Below are 20609 nucleotides of genomic sequence, written 5' to 3' on the forward strand. Positions count from 1 at the left end.
GTGGGATCATTAGTATTTAAGGCTGAAAGGCCTTAAAATAAAGGGGATTGCAAATTCTGAATCGCCTATCTATTATAATTAAAGGAGGCTTTTATGAGAGCAAGAAAGAGAGCTTTAAGTTGGATTGTGACTGTAATAATGGTAATAACCATGCTTCCATTACCTCAAGCAACAGTCATGGCCGACAGTGCCACAGCAACAACTATTTATGTAGCTACGAATGGTGACGACGCCGCAGGTGACGGAACCGAAGTAAAGCCATATAAAACAATTGCCAAGGCAAAAGAAGTAGTACGGACTTTGCCAAAGACCGGCGGTGATATCGTTGTACAAATTGCAGATGGATTTTATCCTAACGATGAAACCTTAGTTTTTGACAAAGATGATTCCGGAAGTAATGATTGCACTATCCGCTATGAGGCAGCTCCTGGAGCAAAGCCGGTAATCAGTGGCGGTGAGATGCTGGCAAAAGGCGTGTGGACAGAAGCTGCCGGACTAACTCAGGCTGGCAGCTTAAAGGTTTATAAAACTACACTCAACAGAAGCGAAAAGTTACGCGCAATCTATGTAAACGACAAGCGCGCCAACATGACTGTAAGCCCAACAATAACTTCTGCAAACAGAACTACCACGGGCGTACCTACAGTCAGCTTTGACGGTACCAACAACCCTTGGGCTTGGCAGAACGGTAGCGAAATCAAAGGAGCTATCGTATTTGGCACCGGCTCAGGCCTGACACTGAATACGAAAAACCCACAAAACATCGAAGCTGAAAGTTTGGGCGGTGCAAGATGGGCGAGACCGTTTGTTTGCTTTGCGTCTGCAGAAAAAGCACCGTCAGCCAGCAATATGTCTGACGGCACTATGCTTCGATTCCAGATGCCATATGCAGCAATTTCACAGTCTTTGGGTAATAACACTCAATACAATCCAAATAATGATCAAGTAATCCGTAACGCTTTCGAGTTCCTGGACAAGCGTGGGGATTTCTATTTCGATCAGGCTGAAAGCACACTTTACTACATCCCGCTTGAGGGTGAGGATATCAATACAGCTGATGTAGTTATTCCTATACTTGAGACAGTTGTCGACATAAGAGGAATTCCTGTGGGAGACAGGCTTAATCCTGTTGCCAACTCGGATGATGGAAGAGTTAAAAACATAACCTTCAACGGGCTGACGTTCGCTCACACTGACTATAAACTGTATGAACTAACAGGTACATATAAATATAGTGACAAAACAGATCCGGAGACAACAAGTTCGCGAGGATTTGCATCCGTTCAGGGCTGTATAGTAAATAAAGTTTACTTCCCAAGCTATATAAACTGGCATGAAACTTTCTATCGTGGGTATGACATACCGCCGGCAGCAGTAATGGTTAATGCAGCAAGAAACATCAAAGTACTGAACGGCGAGATCGGGTTTACCGGATTTAATGGCGTTCATCTGGAGAACGATGTAAAGGATTGCGAAGTAACGGGCAACTATATAGTAGATACGCTCAGCTCCGGCGTTGTAGTCGGACATCCGCAGCATATCTATGAAAATGATAAGAAGGATATAAATGAATCAAGTGATGCAGGAATAAAGAGCTGGTCTGGCATAGATAAGGAAAAATATCAGGCGGGCACTGAGGCCGTTCCGACCAATATCAATATTACAAATAACTTTTTGTACAGGAACTGCTATGGATTCCCTGGCGCCAACTCATTTACTTCTTTTTACACAACTAACATGAATGTACTTCATAACTACATTTATGACTCCACTTACGGTGCTATGAGCATAGGCTGGGGCTGGTGCGAGTACGATGGATTCGGCTATACTGCTCAAGGTACCAATAAGACTGGCGGTCCTTATGCGGGTACTAGTGAAGATAGCAAAGCAAGGTCTTCAGAAATATCAACAACATCAAGAAATAACCATATAAACTATAACAGAGTAGAGGAATGCTGTACATTAGTAAACGACTCAGGAGCCATATACTCACTGGGACGTCAGGGTGATCCCGGTGATTTGCCGGATGGGGGAACGTGGGACACAGTCAATAATTTGACAAGCAGCCCCGTTACAGATCCTAAAAGTAACTGGTATCCTGATAACTGGATAAATTACACTGAGATGAACTACAACTTCCTTGACCCAAATCGCACAAACAGACCACAGAGTTCCAACAATTGGACAAACGGGTTCCATCCCGACGAAGGTAGTACGTTCATAAAGATGAATTACAACGTTGTACAGTCGAAGCTCTCCTATGCTCCTGGACGGAGTCGTCTTTTTGAGTTTAACAACTGGAAGCGTAAAAGCGATATGACTGCTATCGGAGGTTATGTGGATGGGGATAACGACCAGAATGGCGGTCCTAGAATTACTGCTAATAATTACAAAAGCGTAGACCGCATTTGGCCGGTTGCCGGCAACAAAATCGTTTTGGATTCTGGTCTTACCGATGAATACACTCATATGATTCCAAAGAGCCTTATTGACGATACCGAGTATGAGTTGGCTTCTAATGTTGTCATGGGTAAAGGTGAAACACTAAACCGCAGAGGTCTGCTTAAAGCTGAAGACACTGTTTGGCTCGCACCGGCTGGCACAACTGTCTTCACTGAAGGCACTAATATGACAAAAGCTGCCGGAAACGCAAAGACAATCGACGCTCCATCTGTAGCAGGAGAATACAAATTATATATCGTTTATGGAGACGGTGTCACACCAATTGCTACCTCCAAGTATACGGTGTATGTCGATACGAGCGCATCAGCCGTTAATGTGGAAGACGGTAAAACTTATGAAGTTTCAGCGGTACGTCCTCTTAAACTTACATTAGGTGAAGGCTATACCTATACGCTCGACGGCAAGTCTGTTGCAGACGGGTACGAAATCTCCACCGAAGGAAGCTGGACCTTGGTACTCGGCACTCAGACACAGCCGAATTTCAAAACCATTAAATTTACTACAACAGTATCGGAAGCAAATAAGCTACTCCAGGCTAATATTTCAGTGGCCCCCGGAGGGACAGTCAGGTTTGCATACGATTTGAACGATGCGACGAAAGAGATATGGCTTTCCTCTTCGAGCGACGGAAATTTTATTGAAAGCGATAAAGAAACAAAGACAACTGGCGACAAGCTCGGTATGATTGCGCCTAAGACAGCAGGCCCATACGTTATTTTTGTACGGTCAAAGGACGGCAAAGTACTCAGCCAGTCTCACGCTGCTGTTACAGTGCGAGACATGACGCCTGCAGATATTCCTAAAAATGGACTTGACTTATGGTTAAAAGCCGATGAGGGAGTGCAAACGGATAGCAGCGGCAACGTAACTGGATGGACAAATATGGGAGGCGTCAATGCCAAGCTTGTACCGGCAGATGTCACCAGTAGCGACGGTGATGGCCTTGGACAACCAAGCGGTAACCCTACGCTAAAGAAAGATGTATACGACTATGTAGATTTTGCAGCGACGTCAAGGCCGCTAAAATTTGCAGACTTTAAGAATTATAACGGCAAGACGCAGATGACGATATTCACGCTGCTTAGCCCAACAAACACAGCCAACAGCTCCAGCGACCAAAATGGCGTTGTTTACTTCGGCTTGAACGAGACCGACGGAAGTTGGGCTGGCAACGATGGTTGGAGCGGTATCAATCTGGGTGTAGGAACAAACAGAGTTAACCTTCGCTTTGGTAATGCTAATGGAGACATACAGGGCGGTGGACAAAGTATTTCAGCAACTATCAGTGGTCTAACCAGCGTCCGGGCACAGCTAGACGGTTCCAATAGAGACGTTTATGTTAATAGTAACCGTATCGGCGGAGGAACCAATGCTACGGCACTTGCCGGAAACAGATCCGATCTTGGCATAGGTTACTCGATGGCTGCTAAAACCCCTTACCGTTTCCTTGGTGGGGTGGCGCAGGTTCTCATCTATGACAGGGTGCTGACAGCTGACGAAATTGCGAAAGTAGAAGCATATTTTACTAAGTACAAAGCTGGCAATGGTGGAGTTGCAAACGCAGTTGTACCGACTGTCGATAAAACTCTGCTGAACGCCTTGATTAAGAACGTCAGTAACCAGGACCAAGAGATTTATACAACTGATTCATGGAACGCTTTTGCAAGTGCCTTAAGTGCAGCACAAACTGCTTCCTCGAATACTAAGATTGGGCAAGAAGCAGCGGATAATTCATATGTCGCTTTGCGTGACGCGTTCAAAGCGCTTACTGTGAAGCCTAGCGGCATTGGAACCGCCCAATACGGTACCCCTACACTCGGTGGAGACAACCTCGACCCACTCTGGGCTATGACAGACACGATGCCGAACATGAAGCATCTGACAATGAAGGATGGTCCTACTAGTGGTACTACTAAAGTGTTGTGGGATGATAAGAACCTGTATGTGCTGGCACGTGTAAAAGACCCTGTGCTCAACACAGGCAGCAGCAACGTGTGGGAGCAGGATTCAATAGAGATCTTTGTGGATGAGACCAACAGTAAAGCAACTAAATACGGCGATGGTATGGGACAATACCGTATAAACTATAAAAATGTACAAAGTATTAGTCCAGACAAATATAAGACCGGTGTTGAGTCTTTTGCCAAAGTAGTGGATGGTGGTTATTACATTGAAACAAAGATTCCATTTAAGATTGTGACTCCTAAGGCTGATCAAAAAATTGGATTTGATTTGCAGATCAATGACGCGGGAGCAAACAATAACCGTCAAGACGTAATAATGTGGAACGACGAGTCGGGACAATCCTATACTAACGGTTCAAAATGGGGTGTGGTTACACTTGTAAAGAAGACAACACCTCCAGCTGGTGGTAATACTACTACACCAACACCTACGACAACTGGCAATGTTGTAGTTAAAGACGGAGTGGTCACAGCACAGCCAAAGGTTGAAAAAGGCGTGGCAAGCGTAGAAGTTCCTAAGGATGCACTTGATAAGGCATTCGCTACTTCTTCTACAGCTAAAGTAGTAGTAACAGCTGCACAGGGTGCAAAGGAATATGTTCAGACATTGCCTGTAAGCTCACTTCAGTCTGCAGACAGTAAAAAGAATATTGAAATTGTGACTCCTGTAGGAACAGCTGTAATACCTGCGGACGCACTGAAAGATCAGGCTATACAGCAGAAAACAGTTAATATCAGCCTTTCAGCATCTGATAAGAATCAGATAGAAAACAGACCTGTAATTGATGTTGATCTAAAGGCAGGCGGAAACAGTTTGTCAATCAGCAATCCTTTATCACCGGTTACAGTGTCAATTGACTACAAGCCTACTGCAGATGAATTAGCAAATGCTGAACATATTGTAGTTTGGTCTATAGACAGTAATGGTAAGGCAACACCTGTAACAAGCGGAAAATATGATGCAGGTAGTGGTAAGGTAGTATTTGAAGCAACTGAGTCAGGAACGTACGCTGTAACATATGTTGAAAAGAAATTTGAGGATACGTTTAAGACTAAATGGGCAGAGGACAAAATAGAAGTACTTGCTTCAAAAGGAATAATAGGAGGAACGTCTGAAACAACATTCTCTCCTCAGAATTCCATTACAAGGGCAGAATATTTGACTCTTCTTATGAAGGCTTTAGGACTCAAATCTAGTGCAACAGTTGCTTTCGATGATGTTAAACCAGAAAATTATTATTTCAATGCGATAGCTACAGCTAAAATGCTTGGAATTACAAATGGAACAGGCGACAATAAGTTTAATCCTGACCAACTAATTTCAAGACAGGATATGATAGTTCTTGCTGATAAAGCGTTAACGATTGCTAAAGAAATGGCTAAAAACGGATCATCAATGGATTTGGAAAAATTCTCTGATAATTCCGACATATCAAGCTACGCTGTCGATAGTGTTGCAAACTTTGTAAAATCCGGTTTGATAAGCGGTGCAAACGGCAATATCAATGCTAAGAGCAATGCAACAAGAGCTGAAGCAGCGGTTCTTATCTACAAAATATATAATAAGTAGTAATTAATTAAAATCTATAACAAAAAGGGGCTGTCTAAGAATCATATCAATGATTTGAGATAGCCCTTTTTTTGTGCGCTAACTACTTATTCCACTTACTCATGCGTGTGAAAAATGATAGTTCTCTATTTTTATTTTAATCTCCTTTTGATTGGAAGCAGGTTGCCTTAAAAGGCATACAAAATTGGTATCAAATAGCTTGACGTAAAAACATATATAATATAATATCGTTTATAACGAATTATTTCGAAATCGGAATTGATAAACAGGAATTTGCCGGACAACATTGAACTGTAGATAACTTATAAGAAAGGACTATAAATTAATGAATGACTTAATAAAAGAATTGATAGACGCTGCCGACAAGGCAATAAGAGAGGAACGGTTTGATGATTTAATGAATTTTTACACTGAGGATGCAGTTCTTGTTATCAAACCCGGTCTGGAAGTTCAGGGCAAAGAAGCTATTAAGAAAGCTTTTATAAAAATTGCCGGGTACTTTAAAAATAGTATAATACCTACACAAGGTAAAATGCTTATGATTGAGGCTGGCGATACGGTTTTGGTTATGTCTCAAACTCTACTGGAAGCGGACAATAAAAGCGAATCGGAATTTAGTATGAACCGAAGAGCAACTTATATTTATAGAAATATTGATGGAAAATGGTTGTGCGCAATTGACAATTCATATGGAACATCATTACTTGACTAAAATATTAACAGCGCAGTAGTGTGATAATGTTAGAAACTTGATATTTAAACGTTGGAGCATATTGAATAATTTGTAAAGATTTGCTTCGGATTAAGAATATTTAGTCTTCTATTAGAAAGTATATCAAAAGGACGGGTATTGCTTTGAAAGTTCTGATTTTTGGGATAGTTGCAAGTGGAAAGACAACTCTTGCAAGAGAATTATCTTTGAGATACAACATGAAATTTTATGAAGGTGATTGCATCGCATGGGGATTTCCAGGAGAACAACGATATAAACGTACAGAAACAGAACAAACAAATATTATTTTAGACATTGATAAAAAAGGTGATTGGATTATTGAGGGTACATACAGAGAAAGTCAAAAATGCTTGTTTGATATGGCAGAAACCATTATATTTTTGGATACTTCTCTAAGTATAAGAAAACTTAGAATTATCACAAGATTTATCAAACAAATAATTGGTATAGAAAAGTGCAATTATAAGCCTACATTTGAAATGCTTAGATTAATGTTTAAATGGACTGATGATTTCGAGAAAAATAGAAGAAAGTATGAGGAGATGTTGCTCTTGCATAAGCATAAATTGGTTTGGGTTAAATCTAAAAAAGAATTACAGGAAAAGTTATAGTTTAATTTATATTATATATATAGGAATACTCTATTACCGCATATTCAGTAAATGAACTGCGGTTTTTTCGTGTCCATCTTTGGACGCAATATAAATAAACTTTTTTTGCTATTGACATATAAATAACATATATGTAAAATATTAACAAATAAACTTGTCTAATAAGGAGCTGCTATCACTATTATAAAGAGACTACCAGATACAGAATTTGAAATTTGGACGAGCGATCCACCTATAGCTACATCAGTGGTAATGGAGTAATTGGTAAATATCAGTTAGTAATTAAAGAAGAGGGGAATTATTATATTTTTGTTATTGGTGCTGCATCCGATTATTCAGCATTAAAAGTAGGTATTATCAACATTATAAATTAAGTCTTTAACTGGAGGTATAACATGAATAGGTCAAAAAAATTTTTTACAAGTGTTCTTTCTATGATTATGGTAATGGTAATGGGGTTATCTTTTTCTGTGAGTGCTGTGAGCGCTGCAACTAATGCGAGTGTACACGATATTTATTATACTGTTTATAATGAAAAAGGTGAAATCGTTAAAGAAGGAATAATTCCGGCAATAGGTGCAAGATATTCTTGGGGAGGTTCCATTACGCTGGACAATGGTTGGTACACAGCCTTTATGCAGTCAGGGCCTAAGGGTTTTTACGTTACAAAAGACACATCCATGTCGTTTTCTTATTCTTTAAACAGAAGTGCTACCATCGAATATGACTTTTATCAAAACACTACTTCAGACACAACATACCCCAATACTTGGAAGACTGGGACAAAGAAAGCATCCAGCGCTACTTTAACTTATACCGCTGACAAAACAAATTATTATTTTGTTGGCGTTACTAACGCTTCCTCAGATAGTATAACAATTTCGAATGTTTCGTTTGTGTTTTAACACTTAAGAGACATTAATTATTTTCTCGGTTGTGGCTTCAAACAATATTTCTGGCTGTCGATGCTAATCGGATGTAGCATTTATTATAAAAGAAAGAAAAAATATTTTACGGAAGGCAGATAGGAAAAAGTACAGACACCAAAAAGAACGAACTTATTTTGGGTTATTTAAAATAGGCTCGTTTTTTTATTGTTTATTTTCTTCATGAACAATAAAGAAGATGCTCTTCCCAATATTAAGAGCTTACGATTTAGTAATTAAGTTCTGCAGTACTATTATTTGTAAAAGAAAATAAATAAAATGTAAAAAATATGCTGATTTTGGCTTAAATTGAAATAATTCATTGACAAATGCCAGACAGTAGCATAATATGTAAATGTATGGATAGGAAGTTAATGGTAAGAAATGCAATGTGTTTTTATTTGATAACTGAATATTTATAACAAAACCTAACTTTTTTTAAATCAATTTACGAAGACTGTTCTCTCTGTATCTATGGAGATACAATGGAATTAAGTATTTCATTCTGATACACAAAATCACCTCTACATTTCGATATTGACCTATGTGATCCGATGCTGAATTCTTTCTTCATGGATAAAATATTTACACATGTATCCTCCATTCAGCCCCAACTCTTTTAGATTACAATCAAAACTAAGAAAACAAAAAAGACTGGCAGATAGTTATTATGGAAAGGAGAGTATGCATTAGCATACAAAATGAAGATTGATTAGTTTACAACAGAAAATGCATTTTAAAGAAATATCTCCAATTGAAACAGTTAATAAGTTAAAGGGAATACTTAAGGCATGTGAAATAGAGGTTGATGAAACCTGGCTCCAAAAAAGCAGTTTAAATACATATACAGTTAGAATTGAGATTAAGGGAACAGGTATAGGAACAAATGGTAAGGGCATATCGAAGGATTTTGCACTTGCAAGCGGGTACGCTGAGTTTTTTGAGCGCTTTCAAAATAATATGCTCGGTACAAATGTTATTGTATCAGATAAAGTGGATGAGCATGGGGGGGCTTTAGATGGAAAATGCTTAACTGCAGAAGAATTGATAGCTAATAATAATAGCTTCATGCGACTGTATTTTGAAAACCGCAATATGGGAAATGCTTCTTTTCAGGAGAAAGTGCAAAACTTCAAAAGTGTTCATGTATTAGAGCATTTATTAAATAATGAAGATACCTATTATTCATTACCTTTTTATAATTTTAAAGATGGTAAAGTTGAATTTCTACCAATAAACAGTTATGTGTTAAATTATGGAAGTAACGGAATGTGTGCCGGTAATACATCAGAGGAAGCAATTGTTCAAGGATTATCTGAAATAATAGAACGCTATATACAAAAACGTCTATTTACAGAAAAACCGGCATTACCAGATATACCCGAAGAGTATATTAAGCAATTTCCGTACATTTATGAAATGTTTTTGTTGTTGAAAGAAAACTCAAGTTATAAAGTAATGTTGAAAGATTGTTCGTTTGGCGGCAAATATCCTGTGGCAGCGCTAATAATCATTGAAAAAAATACAGGTAAATATGGAATTAAGTTAGGATGTCATCCTGACTATGGAATTGCTATGGAACGGGCTTTTACCGAAGCCACGCAGGGACAGGATATTTTTGAATATGTAAATCGTAGTGTTATAGATTTCTTTAATACTAATGTAGAGGATGAAACTAATATATGTAACAGTTACAAAATAGGTGTTGGACAATTTCCATATCAACTATTCGGAAGAACCCCTTCATTTGAATTTGCTCCTGTAAAAGATGTTTCAACTATGACAAATGCGGAAATTGCAAACAGTTGGATTAATGAATTTATTAATGATGGTTATGATGTTTTGGTTCGGAATGTATCACATTTTAATTTCCCTTCATTTCATATTATAATACCCGGAATGTCAGAGATGAGAAATACAAGTGATACATTATTCAGGGTTTATAATACTAAACATTTAGTTTCAGGCTTACTTTATAATGCAGATAAAATTACACTTGATAATACAAAATATATTATTGGAACAATGGACTATTTCTCCAATGCACAATTAGAGAATATAGTAAGCAATTTTTATAGTTTTTTGGAAGATGTTAAAATTCCTTTTGAAGAATTAGGAGAAGGATGTCCATACCTGACAGCAATGTGCTATATAGTAAATAAAGACTATTTAAATGCATTAAGAGAGATTACTTATATTGAAAATAGAATCACAATGAGAAAAATAGATGCAAATGTATTGGAGTGGATTACCTCAATAAAATACTACCTCAGTGCAATGTGTGAATTAAAAGATCATAAAAATTCATTACAATACCTAGAATCAATGTTTGATAAAGAATACATTCTTCGATTAGATTCTTTATTTGAGGATCCGGCATCAGTAATTATAAAACAGTATCCATCCAGTGCTCAGTTAGAAAATCTAAAGGAAAATGAAAACTATAAGAGATTTGAACATGCATTTCATCAATACATCTGTGCTCAGAAGAAGAATCCGATAAATCAGGAGGATATAGCAAAATTAATTGAATTTAATTCAGATAAAGTAACTTATGACGAAAATCCTTCGAAGAATGTGATTGATTAGCTAATTTTCAATATTCTTTCTTTTCACATATTTTTTATAAAGTGTTTCGTGAAAAGAAATTATATAATCTAATAACAGAAAGGAGGATAAAATTATGAATACTCTAGTTGAAGGTCTATTAACTGATGACGAGCTTCAGAAAATACATGAAGATCATGTAGAGAAAGTAAAATCAGAAGACGTAAACAGCTTAGGGGCAGCTCTGGGTGGATCTACTGTGACATTTGCAGCAGGAGGCGCTGCATTCCTATAACTATTGTTGAATTAAAATAGTTATGTAAATAGGTAACATATTATTTGATATGTTACCTATTAATATACCTAGAAATCGTAATTTATTTTACACTTAAATGGTAATGAAAAGGGTATAATATGAAATCATATATGAAAAACGATATAACTGTTATTAAACAGGATGAAGAAGTTGTTGTAGTATATAATCGTAATAATAGAAATACTTATAAAATTGGACATAAAGAATTTGAGATACTGAATTTATTAAACAAAGCTAATACAATTGATGATATCTATGACAGTAATTTTAGTAAAGACTATATTATTCATCTGATTAATACCTTCAGTGAAGTAGGACTCATTAATGAAAAAAGCATAAAAAAAAGATTTCGTAACTGGAAATTAATTGATGGGATAGAAGTATTTAAGTCTAAAAAATTATTTATAAAGATACTTTACTATATTATTCTTTTTCTGCCTATACCATTATTATTTATAGGAATTTCATTGGTTAAGTTTAACTTTAATAGTGTGGTTTTTTCTTTTAATTTTATAAATATAATATGTGCTTTAATATTTGCATTAATATCAACTTTATTACATGAAATTTCTCATGGAATAGTAGCTGCTATTAATAATGTTTATGTAATTGAAATAGGCTTAAAATTTAACCATTTTATACCAACCATGTATACTTCTCTATATGGAATGGAATATATAAATAATAAGAGAAAAATACTAGTCTATATTGCAGGGATATTGTCAGATATTGGTTTGATAGGAATTTCACTAATTTTATATCGCGCATTTCCATCCTTAGATAATATATTATTCTTATATATTTTTATAGAAATACTTTCTGTTATTTCAAATCTATGTATATTCATGCAGACTGATGGATATAAAATATTTAAGGTATTATTAGGTGAAGATATATAAACCTTTTATATCTTCTGTTGTTTTCTATTTCACAATGTTTACATGTGAACATTGTGAAATACTATAAAACATTTCTGGAAAATTACGATATAAATAGTGTAAATATAATTAGTATTTTCGGAGGAACTTATTATGAGTGTTTCAGCAGTATCTACCAGTTCAAATATTACTTATGCACCTATGGGTTTTGATAATAGCATAAAACTATTGGAGAAACAAAAGATGCAATTGCAGGAGCAAATTCAAAAAGTCAATGAGAGTAAAATGGATCCTAAAATGAAACAGGAAAAAGTCAAGGAATTAACGGAGCAAATTACTGATATAGAATCACAGATTAGGCAAAAGCGGATGGAAAAAATCAAGCCGGATTATGGAAAAGTGGATTCAAAAAATAATAATTATAATGAAGATAATAAAGCCCAATATGAAAAATCTGATGTAAGTATAAACTCAAAAAATATGATTTCTGCAGTGACTGGGTATTCAGATTTAAAAACTATGGGAAAAGTAAGAACTGATCTGAAAAATCAGCTAAGAATTGCATCTCATAGTGATAAGAGTCCTGAAGCAGGTCAAGGTATTGCAAAGAAGATTGAAAAACTTGAAGGTGACATACATAAAAAATCGGAAAAAATAAATAGTGATTTAAGAAAAGCGGCTAAGGACGGAGAAAAAACAGGAAAACAAGAAACGAAAAATGATATTAAAGAAGATAGTAAAGATAAAGAAAATCCAGTGTCGATTATTACAGGCGATGCAGAATCTATTCAAGATGAGAACAGAGGTATTATATCTTCGAATGACGTCAAAAGTTCTGAAAAAGTCATAAAGAATGGAAAGGAAACAGTTCCACCCCAAGGAAGAGCTGTTGATATACGAATTTAAGAATTAGAAGATATTAGTAATCCAAAGAAGTACTTCATTGCAAGGTGCTTTTTTGGGTTAACAAACTATTCTGATTTCAAAAACCTGATGGTTTAGCTCTAAAGTGATACGAGGAGGTATACAATGAGTTTATTTATCAATAGTGTGGGAGCTGGAAAAACATATACTTCTACTGCAGCACTGGATGATAAGAATAATAATGAAAATACCCGGGTGAAGCAAAAAAAGAAACAAATTCTGTCAGTAAGAGAAGGTAATTATTACTGTACCTACATAGTTGATGAAAAAGGACAGATGATACTGTTAAAAAGGATTCCTGCAGATAAAGTAAAAAAACAAAATGGCTTGGAAATGGAACGTGAAACTGATGATGTAAGGCCCTGTGATTATAATGCTGTAAAAAATGCCAGAACTGCTTTTGAATGTAGACAACAGATGGATATGGAAATCTCACATAAAAAGAATTTGAAAGAAGTAATGACTATTTTAGAGGACTACGCAGGTATCACTGAAGATCCAAATAAAAACTATTATTAATATGTTGTATACTGAATAGTAATCATATACAAATTTGGAGTGATTTTAATGAAGCTTTCAACATTTTATTTCAGCGGTACCGGTAATACAGAATGGGCCGTCAGAGAGTTTGAGCGTATAATTGCTGAAGGCGGGCATGATGTAGACTCAATTTCAATAGACGGAGTTGATGCCCGGAAGCCCTCTTTTCTTGTAGAAATAGTCCGAAACTCAGATTTTATCGGTTTTGCAAATCCCATATATGGTGGTAACATACCTCCGGTTATGAGGGTATTTATTAGCAATGTAATAAAAGCGTTGGCAGATGAAGCAGAGTGGGCAAAACCGGTGTATATTATCAATACTTTTGCTTATATAAATGGCTTTGGTCCTTTTTGTGCAGGGAAGCTTCTAAAAAATACGGGATTCAGGTTGATTTCCTATGTAAATATACAAATCTGCAACAATATTTCTACTCCAAACTTGAAAGTAAAAAAAATTACACAAGAAAAACTAAATAAAAGAAAGCTATTAGCAGTAGAAGAATTACAAAAAGCAGCAGGTATGCTTTTTGCAGGTAAACCTTATATAACCGGTAGAGGTCTTTATTTAATACCAAACATTCTGATAAGGAAAATATCCAAAAAGGCAATTGCAGACAACTATAAAGTCTTTTGTGTTGAGAAGAATTCTTGTGAGAGATGTATGTTATGTGTTGATAAGTGCCCCACAAAAAGCATCGAGTATAAAGATGATAGCTTCAGGTTTTTACCAACTTGCACTGCTTGTATGCGTTGCTATAATAATTGTCCAACCTATTCTATTCTTTTTAATGGGAAATTTGCTGACCCAAACATATATGAGCGATATCGGGGGCCTGATGTTGTTCAAAATTAGCGTATATCCTGTCTAGACAGTTCTCAAGATTTTGAAAAATGAATAGTAGAGTATAGATTAAGACTTTAAAAATAAATTTTTCCTATGTAAAAAATCAGGGCCAAATTAACATTAAGTTATGTAAACTCATATTATATTAATAAATTCATCATTTGTGGAGGCATTATATATATGAATTACAAATATTCTTATAATAAAGATAGAATTGATAATAGAGATTTACTTTTTTCCAGATCAGTATCACCACATCCTGAAATAATACTGCCTAAATTAGTAGACTTAAGAGGGAAATGTCCACCTGTATATAACCAAGGGAACTTAGGATCGTGTACTGCAAATGCCGGATGCACTTGTAGAGCTATGCTGTTGCAAGATAATCAAATTCAGTTATCAAGAATGTTTTTATATTATGAAGAAAGAAAATTAGAAGGAAAAACCAATAAGGATGATGGGGCAAGTCTTAGAGATACATGCAAATCAATCTATAAGAAAGGCGTTTGTGAAGAAAAATATATGCCATATAATCCGGAAAATTATAAGTTGCCACCTTCAAAACTTGCAAAAATAAATGCACAACAATACAGGATTATTGCATATAAATCATTAAGTTCCTTAGACGAAATCAAGCAAAACTTGGCTTTCAGGCAGCAACCGGTATTATTAGGAATGAATGTATATGAAAGTTTTGAATCGGAGGCAGTAACTAAAACAGGGATTATGCCAATGCCGCGCAAGAACGAAAAAAAGCTGGGAGCTCATGCTGTTTTAATAGTTGGTTATAAGGATATAGGTAAGAACCATGGTATGCCCGGCAGAAACAAGCATCAACAAGGTTATCTTTTAGTGAGAAATTCATGGGGAGATAAATGGGGTGATAAAGGATATTTTTATATGCCGTTTGATTATGTGATACCTGATTATACTTTTGATTATTGGATTATGGAATAAGATAAATGCGAAACTATTGTAAATATATGCTTTTACCTTGGAGGTGATATTTTAGTGGATAAACGAGCAGTTATCTATATTGTTAGGCTGGTGGCACAGAGAGTAATAGGTTTCTTTCTGTTTCTATTAGGAGCGTCGTGGATGCTTAGTGTCAGAGATATTGTTTATTTTGGATTGTACATTTTGATAGCGATTATCTCTGGAATTATAATGTATAAAGCAAATTCTGAGACAATTCGGGAAAGAGGAAAAATTAATACAAATTCTCCATTTTGGGATAAGGTGTTACTAACTATTTACTGGATGCTTGCGTACTTCGTTATATATTTTATTGCGGGGATAGGGTATAAATCAGGGGGGTCGGTAGATTATTTATTTTGTATAGGAATATTTCTTCTAATTTTTTCGACAGCTATTACTTTAAAGGCTATGATTGTTAACACTTATTTAGAATCAACTGCAAGATTACAAACCGATAGAAGACAGAAAGTCTGTAAGGATGGACCATATTCGATAATAAGACACCCTACATATTCAGCAGTACTAATTTGGTGTGTTGCCATATCTTTGATATTTCCAGCTATATCTGTGACAATTACAGCATCGGCTATAGCAAGTATAATCATTATTCGAACATATTTAGAAGATACTATGTTGAAAAGAGGCTTAGACGGATATAAAACGTATACGCAGGATGTGAAATATCGGTTGATTCCTTTCATATGGTAACAAGTAAATTTCTATAATATTGAGATTATAGGAGGACAGTATATTTATAACTTTTGAGGTTAAAAGAAAATGTTTATTGAAAAGTCGTGTGGTGTAATAGTTTACAGGATACAGATTGAAAATATTGAATTCTTAGCAGTAAAAAGTAAAGCTAATGGTCATTGGGGTTTTCCAAAAGGCCATATGGAAAATCATGAGAGCGAGGAACAAACAGCTAAGAGGGAAGTTTTTGAAGAAACAGGATTAAGTGTTGATTTGCTTCGCGGATTTAGAGCAAAGACACAATACATGTTGGATGACGGTATTTCCAAGGAAGTTATATATTTTATTGGGACATCTTCAGAAAAGAATGTAAGTATACAGGCAGATGAAATTCAAGAGTACAGGTGGTTAAAGTACAGCAAAATGAAGGAATTATTGAGTTTTGATAACTCAAAGCAAATACTAAAAGAGGCTCATGACTTTCTCTCTTTATTAAATTATAGCTGAAATTGTGAAAAAAGTGCTTCAACCTTAATTGAAACACTTTTTTCTTAGCCTTCATTTATTAGGATACAGATATTTCTTTAATAATTAATAAATTTTCTTTTAAATATTACTTACCGGTACAGCTATAACTTCAGTACAGCGAATAATAAAATCACCAGCAGTTTTGGGTTTATAGTACTCCGATGAATTAGATTCAAATACTATGTATGCGTTTGAATCACTAAGATAAATCCCTTCTGCCATTGTCGGTAACATATAGCTCCTTGATGGAGAGACACCAAAGTAACTGTTACCCGGTTTGAAATTTTCATAACAATACAATTCCGATACAAAATTTATACTATCAGGGGTTCTGACATTTGACCTGGTAATAGTGAGCTTACCTCCACGTATTGCTGCACCCTGTGAATACCAAGGAATTGATGATTTATAAGTACTGCCACTGCTGCTTAAAGCTGATGCGCTTTCAGCTTTGGATGGTGTAAATGCATATATATATGGTGTTTTTGTACCATCCGCAGGGTCTGCAAATTCACCAATCCATAATAAGTCGTTCCCGGTGTCATACGTTAGAAAACTGGCTGTTATACCACTAAGAGTTATGGTTTTGGCATTTGTTGCGGCAAGAGTACTTACTGCTTTAATGTTACCATTATTATAACTTGTAGCTTTATCGTAACATGTCTTTAATGCCGAATCAGTAATACGCAATAGTTTATTTGTTCCCGCTATGAAGGTATAGCTGCCTGTGGAAGCAATTCCACCAAAATGAGATTTGTCGCTGCCAACTATAATTTTAGTCCAGTTAGTATTATCAGATGACATAAAAATACAAGATGCATTACCTGTGTTAGAATAAGCGCTGATTAAAGTATATGTTACAGAACTTATAGTGTTATAGCACAGGCCTTGTATAGTGTAGCTGCAGCTGCTGTCAGCACCAAGCATATCATTAGGGGCTGCAAAGCTTTTGGCTGTATTAACATTTCCTGCCAATGTGTCCATTGAAGCTGTGGTAGTAGTTACGTTATTATAGAAACCTGCACTTTTACTATTTATTACCTTTTTATAATCGTTATATTTAGAAGAGCCTCCTACAAAATACGTATAAAATGTTGATGATATTGCTGCATATGTATTAATTGATGCTGCAAACAACATAGTCAAACATAGAAATGGAACCAAAATTCTTTTTAAATTTTTTTTAGACATAGATCTTCTCCTTTAGCATGATTTTCATCTGTACCCACAATATAAAGTATCGACCTTGATATGGAAAACTTTACAGTTATTTCAATTGTTGCTGTGTTTTTTGTGAAATAATGAACCTTCTAAAAGGAAAGACGGATAATGTTTTACTGTTATTTAGAGCTGATTCAAAGGCTGAAACAACCTAGAAAGCGTATGTCGGAATGGAACAAGAGACACTGGTCTGCTTATTATTTACAATTTTACCGAAGAGGTTACGTATTTGTAATCTTTATTAAAAAAGAGGGGTAAAACGTCCGAAAGCCTTGCAGTATAAGCGTTTGCTGTTTTAATAATTTTCATTTACAACTGAGCAAATAAGGGTTAAAATGAGCTTTGTAAATAAATTAAATAATGCAAATGGAGTAATCACTATGGAAAAACCAAGCAATAAACTAACTGGGCTTCTGTTTAGAAATCTATTACCTAAAGATATTATCCCATTTTATGTAATACTTGCGCTATTGGGCAAGAACATAATTCTTGTGGGATTTATAATTAATAAGGACCATTACAGTTCATCATTAAAAAGTGCTGTAAAAATGATTCTCACTACTTACCATTTCCGTGCAGTTTACTATTTGGGTTTTACACTGTTGGTGACATGGCTGCTCTTCTTGTTTAAAAACCGAACACGTTTTTATGTATCTATATTTGTCAATTTTCTGTTTTCCGCGTTATTCTTGATTGACCTGTGGTATGTACGTGGATTTAATACTCTTCCTACACTACATACACTTCAGGCTGGAGGAAACATGTCCGATTCACTGAGTGGGTTTTTTGCATTAGTGAGCTGGAAGGATTTAATATTTATTATAGATATTCCGGTACTTATTGCTTTGGGCGTAATTAAACGAAATTATTACAGAAATATTCCCAGAAATATAGTTTTTTCAATGGGAATGCTGATTTTATCACTGACTAGTATTTACTGTATAGCTCCGGCAGTAAATAGCATATCAGCTAAACCTATTCCTATGAATTGGGTATTTTACAGATTTGATGCTACAAATACAATAGACAATATATCGCCATTAGGTTATGAGGTCTATAGTTCAGTATTGTATTTTTCGGAAAAACGAAATATAAAGCTTAATACTGCTGAGAGAAATAGGATTGCAAAGTGGTATCAAGATAAAAAAGAAAACCTTCCCGATAATGAGTATAAGGGCATGTTTAAAGGAAAAAACCTTCTTGTTATTCAGGTAGAATCTCTTGAAAAATTTGTTATTAATCAAAAAATCAACGGTCAGGAAATTACTCCTGAGTTGAATAAGCTGGTAAAAAACAGCATGTTTTTTACAAATATACATGAACAGGTAGGAGGAGGCAACAGCTCAGATGCTGATTTAATGACAAATGCATCGGTATACCCCATTCAGTTGGGAACCACATTTTTCAGCAATCCTTTTACCCATTACAATTCATTCCCCAAAATGCTGAAGAAAAATGGGTACTTCACTACGGCAATCCATCCTGATAACGGTGCTTTCTGGAACTGGATGCCGGCGCTGAAATCCATGGGCTTTAATAAGTGCTATGATTCATCCTATTATAAAACTACTGAGAGAATTAATATGGGTATTAGCGACGGAACATACTTTGACCAGATTGAACCTATAATAGTGAAGGAAAAACAGCCGTTTTATACATTTTTGGTTACACTGTCCAGCCATACACCTTTTGAACTTGCTGACAAATACAGAGAATTAAAACTTTCGGAAGAGCTTGACAAATCCAAACTGGGAGGATATCTACAATGTATTCACTATACCGACAAGCAGTTGGGACGTCTTCTGGACAAGCTGCAAAAAGACGGAATACTTGATAATACTGTAGTAGCCATATATGGCGACCACGAGGGAATTCATAAGTATTTTCCAAAAGACATAGGTATGCTGTCTGAGCAGGAGAGCTGGTGGAAAGACAACGGCAAGCGTATTCCATTAATTATTTACAATAAAAACCTGAAAGGGAAAGAGATAAATGTTAACGGCGGACAGGTTGACACAATGCCTACATTGGCTTACTTAATGGGGATTGATGAAAGTAGTTATATTAGTACCGCAATGGGCAGAAATCTTCTGAAAACGAACAAAGACTTTGCGGTACTTAGAAATTCCACTGTGGTAGGAAACGTAGATGAAAAGGATAAGGCACATGCTGTTGAGGGCCTTGAAATATCAGATAAAATAATACGCGGGGATTATTTTAAGAAATAAGAGTCAGGGAACCAGAATTAAATATAATCAAGTATGAAATTAATGAGAACTTATTAATATAAAATGTAGAGGGTGGATCATTTGAGAGACAGGATTAAGCGTTCTTTGCCTAATTTTTTAACACTTATAAATTTATCACTTGGCGTAATTGCCTTATTGTTTGTAATTAGAAATGACCTTGTACAGGCATCCCTTATGGTTATGGTAGCGGCATTAACCGACAGATTTGATGGTAAGGCTGCCAGAATGCTGGACTGTACAAGTGAGTTAGGCAAGGAATTAGATTCCCTGTCAGACTTAGTTTCTTTTGGAATTGCACCAATAATAATAACTTGGAAAATCAGTTTTATTAGTTTTCCGGTTATAGGTTGCCTGCTGGCAGTTATATATCCTATTGCAGGAGCATACAGACTGGCTCGTTACAATGTGACAGCATTTAATAATGTTTTTTCTGGAGTACCCATAACAATTGCCGGAGCTTTGCTGGCCATAATTAACCTGTTCAACTGCTATTCAATAGAACATCACAGGTATAGTAATGCAAATACCTTATTTAGTGCTGTCATTGTTGTTTTGCTTTCTTTTCTTATGGTCAGTAAAATCAGAATTAAAAAAAGATAAAATAGTATGTTAACCCCAGTACCTT

Annotated in this window: 16 protein-coding genes; 15 read left to right on the plus strand and 1 reads right to left on the minus strand. The window is 35.7% G+C overall.

Annotated features, from left to right (window positions below; all coding sequences use genetic code 11):
* Positions 1 to 93: 93 nt before the first annotated feature.
* From P0092_RS10775 to P0092_RS10835, 13 genes are all read left to right on the plus strand, one after another.
* Entirely contained in the window at positions 94 to 5997 is a 5904-nt protein-coding gene (locus P0092_RS10775; protein ID WP_276187199.1) for a sugar-binding protein, read from the plus strand.
* 325 nt (positions 5998 to 6322) lie between these two features.
* Positions 6323 to 6709, plus strand: coding sequence for a YybH family protein (locus tag P0092_RS10780; protein WP_004619589.1), 387 nt, complete (start codon positions 6323 to 6325; stop codon positions 6707 to 6709).
* A 143-nt stretch (positions 6710 to 6852) separates the two neighbouring features.
* Positions 6853 to 7341: a P-loop NTPase family protein gene (locus P0092_RS10785; RefSeq protein ID WP_004619588.1), complete on the plus strand. Its 489-nt coding sequence runs from the start codon at positions 6853 to 6855 to the stop codon at positions 7339 to 7341.
* A 395-nt stretch (positions 7342 to 7736) separates the two neighbouring features.
* Entirely contained in the window at positions 7737 to 8246 is a 510-nt protein-coding gene (locus P0092_RS10790; RefSeq protein ID WP_004619587.1) for a hypothetical protein, read from the plus strand.
* Between the two features lie 729 nt (positions 8247 to 8975).
* Positions 8976 to 10856 carry a YcaO-like family protein gene (locus tag P0092_RS10795; protein ID WP_040758862.1) on the plus strand — a complete coding sequence of 627 codons (1881 nt, stop codon included), beginning with the start codon at positions 8976 to 8978 and terminating at the stop codon, positions 10854 to 10856.
* Positions 10857 to 10950: 94 nt separating this feature from the next.
* Entirely contained in the window at positions 10951 to 11109 is a 159-nt protein-coding gene (locus P0092_RS10800) for a hypothetical protein (protein ID WP_004619585.1), read from the plus strand.
* A 131-nt stretch (positions 11110 to 11240) separates the two neighbouring features.
* On the plus strand, positions 11241 to 12029 hold the full coding sequence (locus tag P0092_RS10805) for a zinc metalloprotease (RefSeq protein ID WP_144020500.1): 789 nt from the start codon (positions 11241 to 11243) through the stop codon (positions 12027 to 12029).
* A gap of 132 nt (positions 12030 to 12161) precedes the next feature.
* A complete protein-coding gene (locus P0092_RS10810) occupies positions 12162 to 12914 on the plus strand; it encodes a FlxA-like family protein (protein WP_004619583.1) in 753 nt (250 codons plus the stop codon).
* Between the two features lie 123 nt (positions 12915 to 13037).
* Complete coding sequence (locus P0092_RS10815; RefSeq protein ID WP_004619582.1) at positions 13038 to 13451, plus strand: hypothetical protein; 414 nt, start codon at positions 13038 to 13040, stop codon at positions 13449 to 13451.
* A gap of 48 nt (positions 13452 to 13499) precedes the next feature.
* Positions 13500 to 14327 (plus strand): EFR1 family ferrodoxin, encoded by an 828-nt coding sequence (locus P0092_RS10820; RefSeq protein ID WP_004619581.1) that lies wholly within the window; start codon positions 13500 to 13502, stop codon positions 14325 to 14327.
* A 171-nt stretch (positions 14328 to 14498) separates the two neighbouring features.
* Positions 14499 to 15275, plus strand: a complete 777-nt coding sequence (locus P0092_RS10825; protein ID WP_004619580.1) for a C1 family peptidase — start codon at positions 14499 to 14501, stop codon at positions 15273 to 15275.
* Positions 15276 to 15329: 54 nt separating this feature from the next.
* Positions 15330 to 16004, plus strand: a complete 675-nt coding sequence (locus P0092_RS10830; RefSeq protein ID WP_004619579.1) for a methyltransferase family protein — start codon at positions 15330 to 15332, stop codon at positions 16002 to 16004.
* 69 nt (positions 16005 to 16073) lie between these two features.
* Positions 16074 to 16493, plus strand: coding sequence for a bis(5'-nucleosyl)-tetraphosphatase (locus P0092_RS10835; protein ID WP_004619578.1), 420 nt, complete (start codon positions 16074 to 16076; stop codon positions 16491 to 16493).
* 99 nt (positions 16494 to 16592) lie between these two features.
* Here the strand turns inward: P0092_RS10835 and P0092_RS10840 are convergent, their stop codons facing one another.
* The gene (locus tag P0092_RS10840) at positions 16593 to 17705 is read right to left on the minus strand and encodes a hypothetical protein (RefSeq protein ID WP_004619577.1); all 1113 of its coding nucleotides are present in this window, start codon (positions 17703 to 17705) and stop codon (positions 16593 to 16595) included.
* Positions 17706 to 18115: 410 nt separating this feature from the next.
* Between P0092_RS10840 and P0092_RS10845 the strand changes: the two genes are divergently transcribed.
* Positions 18116 to 19963, plus strand: a complete 1848-nt coding sequence (locus tag P0092_RS10845; RefSeq protein WP_040758859.1) for an LTA synthase family protein — start codon at positions 18116 to 18118, stop codon at positions 19961 to 19963.
* 81 nt (positions 19964 to 20044) lie between these two features.
* Positions 20045 to 20584 (plus strand): CDP-diacylglycerol--serine O-phosphatidyltransferase, encoded by a 540-nt coding sequence (gene pssA / locus P0092_RS10850; protein WP_004619575.1) that lies wholly within the window; start codon positions 20045 to 20047, stop codon positions 20582 to 20584.
* Positions 20585 to 20609: the final 25 nt, after the last annotated feature.

The organism is Ruminiclostridium papyrosolvens DSM 2782, assembly GCF_029318685.1.
GTDB classification, from domain to species: Bacteria; Bacillota; Clostridia; order Acetivibrionales; family DSM-1351; genus Ruminiclostridium; species Ruminiclostridium papyrosolvens.

What these genes read in the sequence shown, in the direction of transcription:
- P0092_RS10820 (WP_004619581.1), top strand. Translation starts at nt 13,500, where the DNA reads ATGAAGCTTTCAACATTTTATTTCAGCGGTACCGGTAATACAGAATGG.
- P0092_RS10775 (WP_276187199.1), top strand. Translation starts at nt 94, where the DNA reads ATGAGAGCAAGAAAGAGAGCTTTAAGTTGGATTGTGACTGTAATAATG.
- P0092_RS10845 (WP_040758859.1), top strand. Translation starts at nt 18,116, where the DNA reads ATGGAAAAACCAAGCAATAAACTAACTGGGCTTCTGTTTAGAAATCTA.
- P0092_RS10815 (WP_004619582.1), top strand. Translation starts at nt 13,038, where the DNA reads ATGAGTTTATTTATCAATAGTGTGGGAGCTGGAAAAACATATACTTCT.
- P0092_RS10810 (WP_004619583.1), top strand. Translation starts at nt 12,162, where the DNA reads ATGAGTGTTTCAGCAGTATCTACCAGTTCAAATATTACTTATGCACCT.
- P0092_RS10835 (WP_004619578.1), top strand. Translation starts at nt 16,074, where the DNA reads ATGTTTATTGAAAAGTCGTGTGGTGTAATAGTTTACAGGATACAGATT.
- P0092_RS10800 (WP_004619585.1), top strand. Translation starts at nt 10,951, where the DNA reads ATGAATACTCTAGTTGAAGGTCTATTAACTGATGACGAGCTTCAGAAA.
- P0092_RS10825 (WP_004619580.1), top strand. Translation starts at nt 14,499, where the DNA reads ATGAATTACAAATATTCTTATAATAAAGATAGAATTGATAATAGAGAT.
- P0092_RS10780 (WP_004619589.1), top strand. Translation starts at nt 6,323, where the DNA reads ATGAATGACTTAATAAAAGAATTGATAGACGCTGCCGACAAGGCAATA.
- P0092_RS10840 (WP_004619577.1), bottom strand. Translation starts at nt 17,705, where the DNA reads ATGTCTAAAAAAAATTTAAAAAGAATTTTGGTTCCATTTCTATGTTTG.
- P0092_RS10805 (WP_144020500.1), top strand. Translation starts at nt 11,241, where the DNA reads ATGAAAAACGATATAACTGTTATTAAACAGGATGAAGAAGTTGTTGTA.
- P0092_RS10790 (WP_004619587.1), top strand. Translation starts at nt 7,737, where the DNA reads ATGAATAGGTCAAAAAAATTTTTTACAAGTGTTCTTTCTATGATTATG.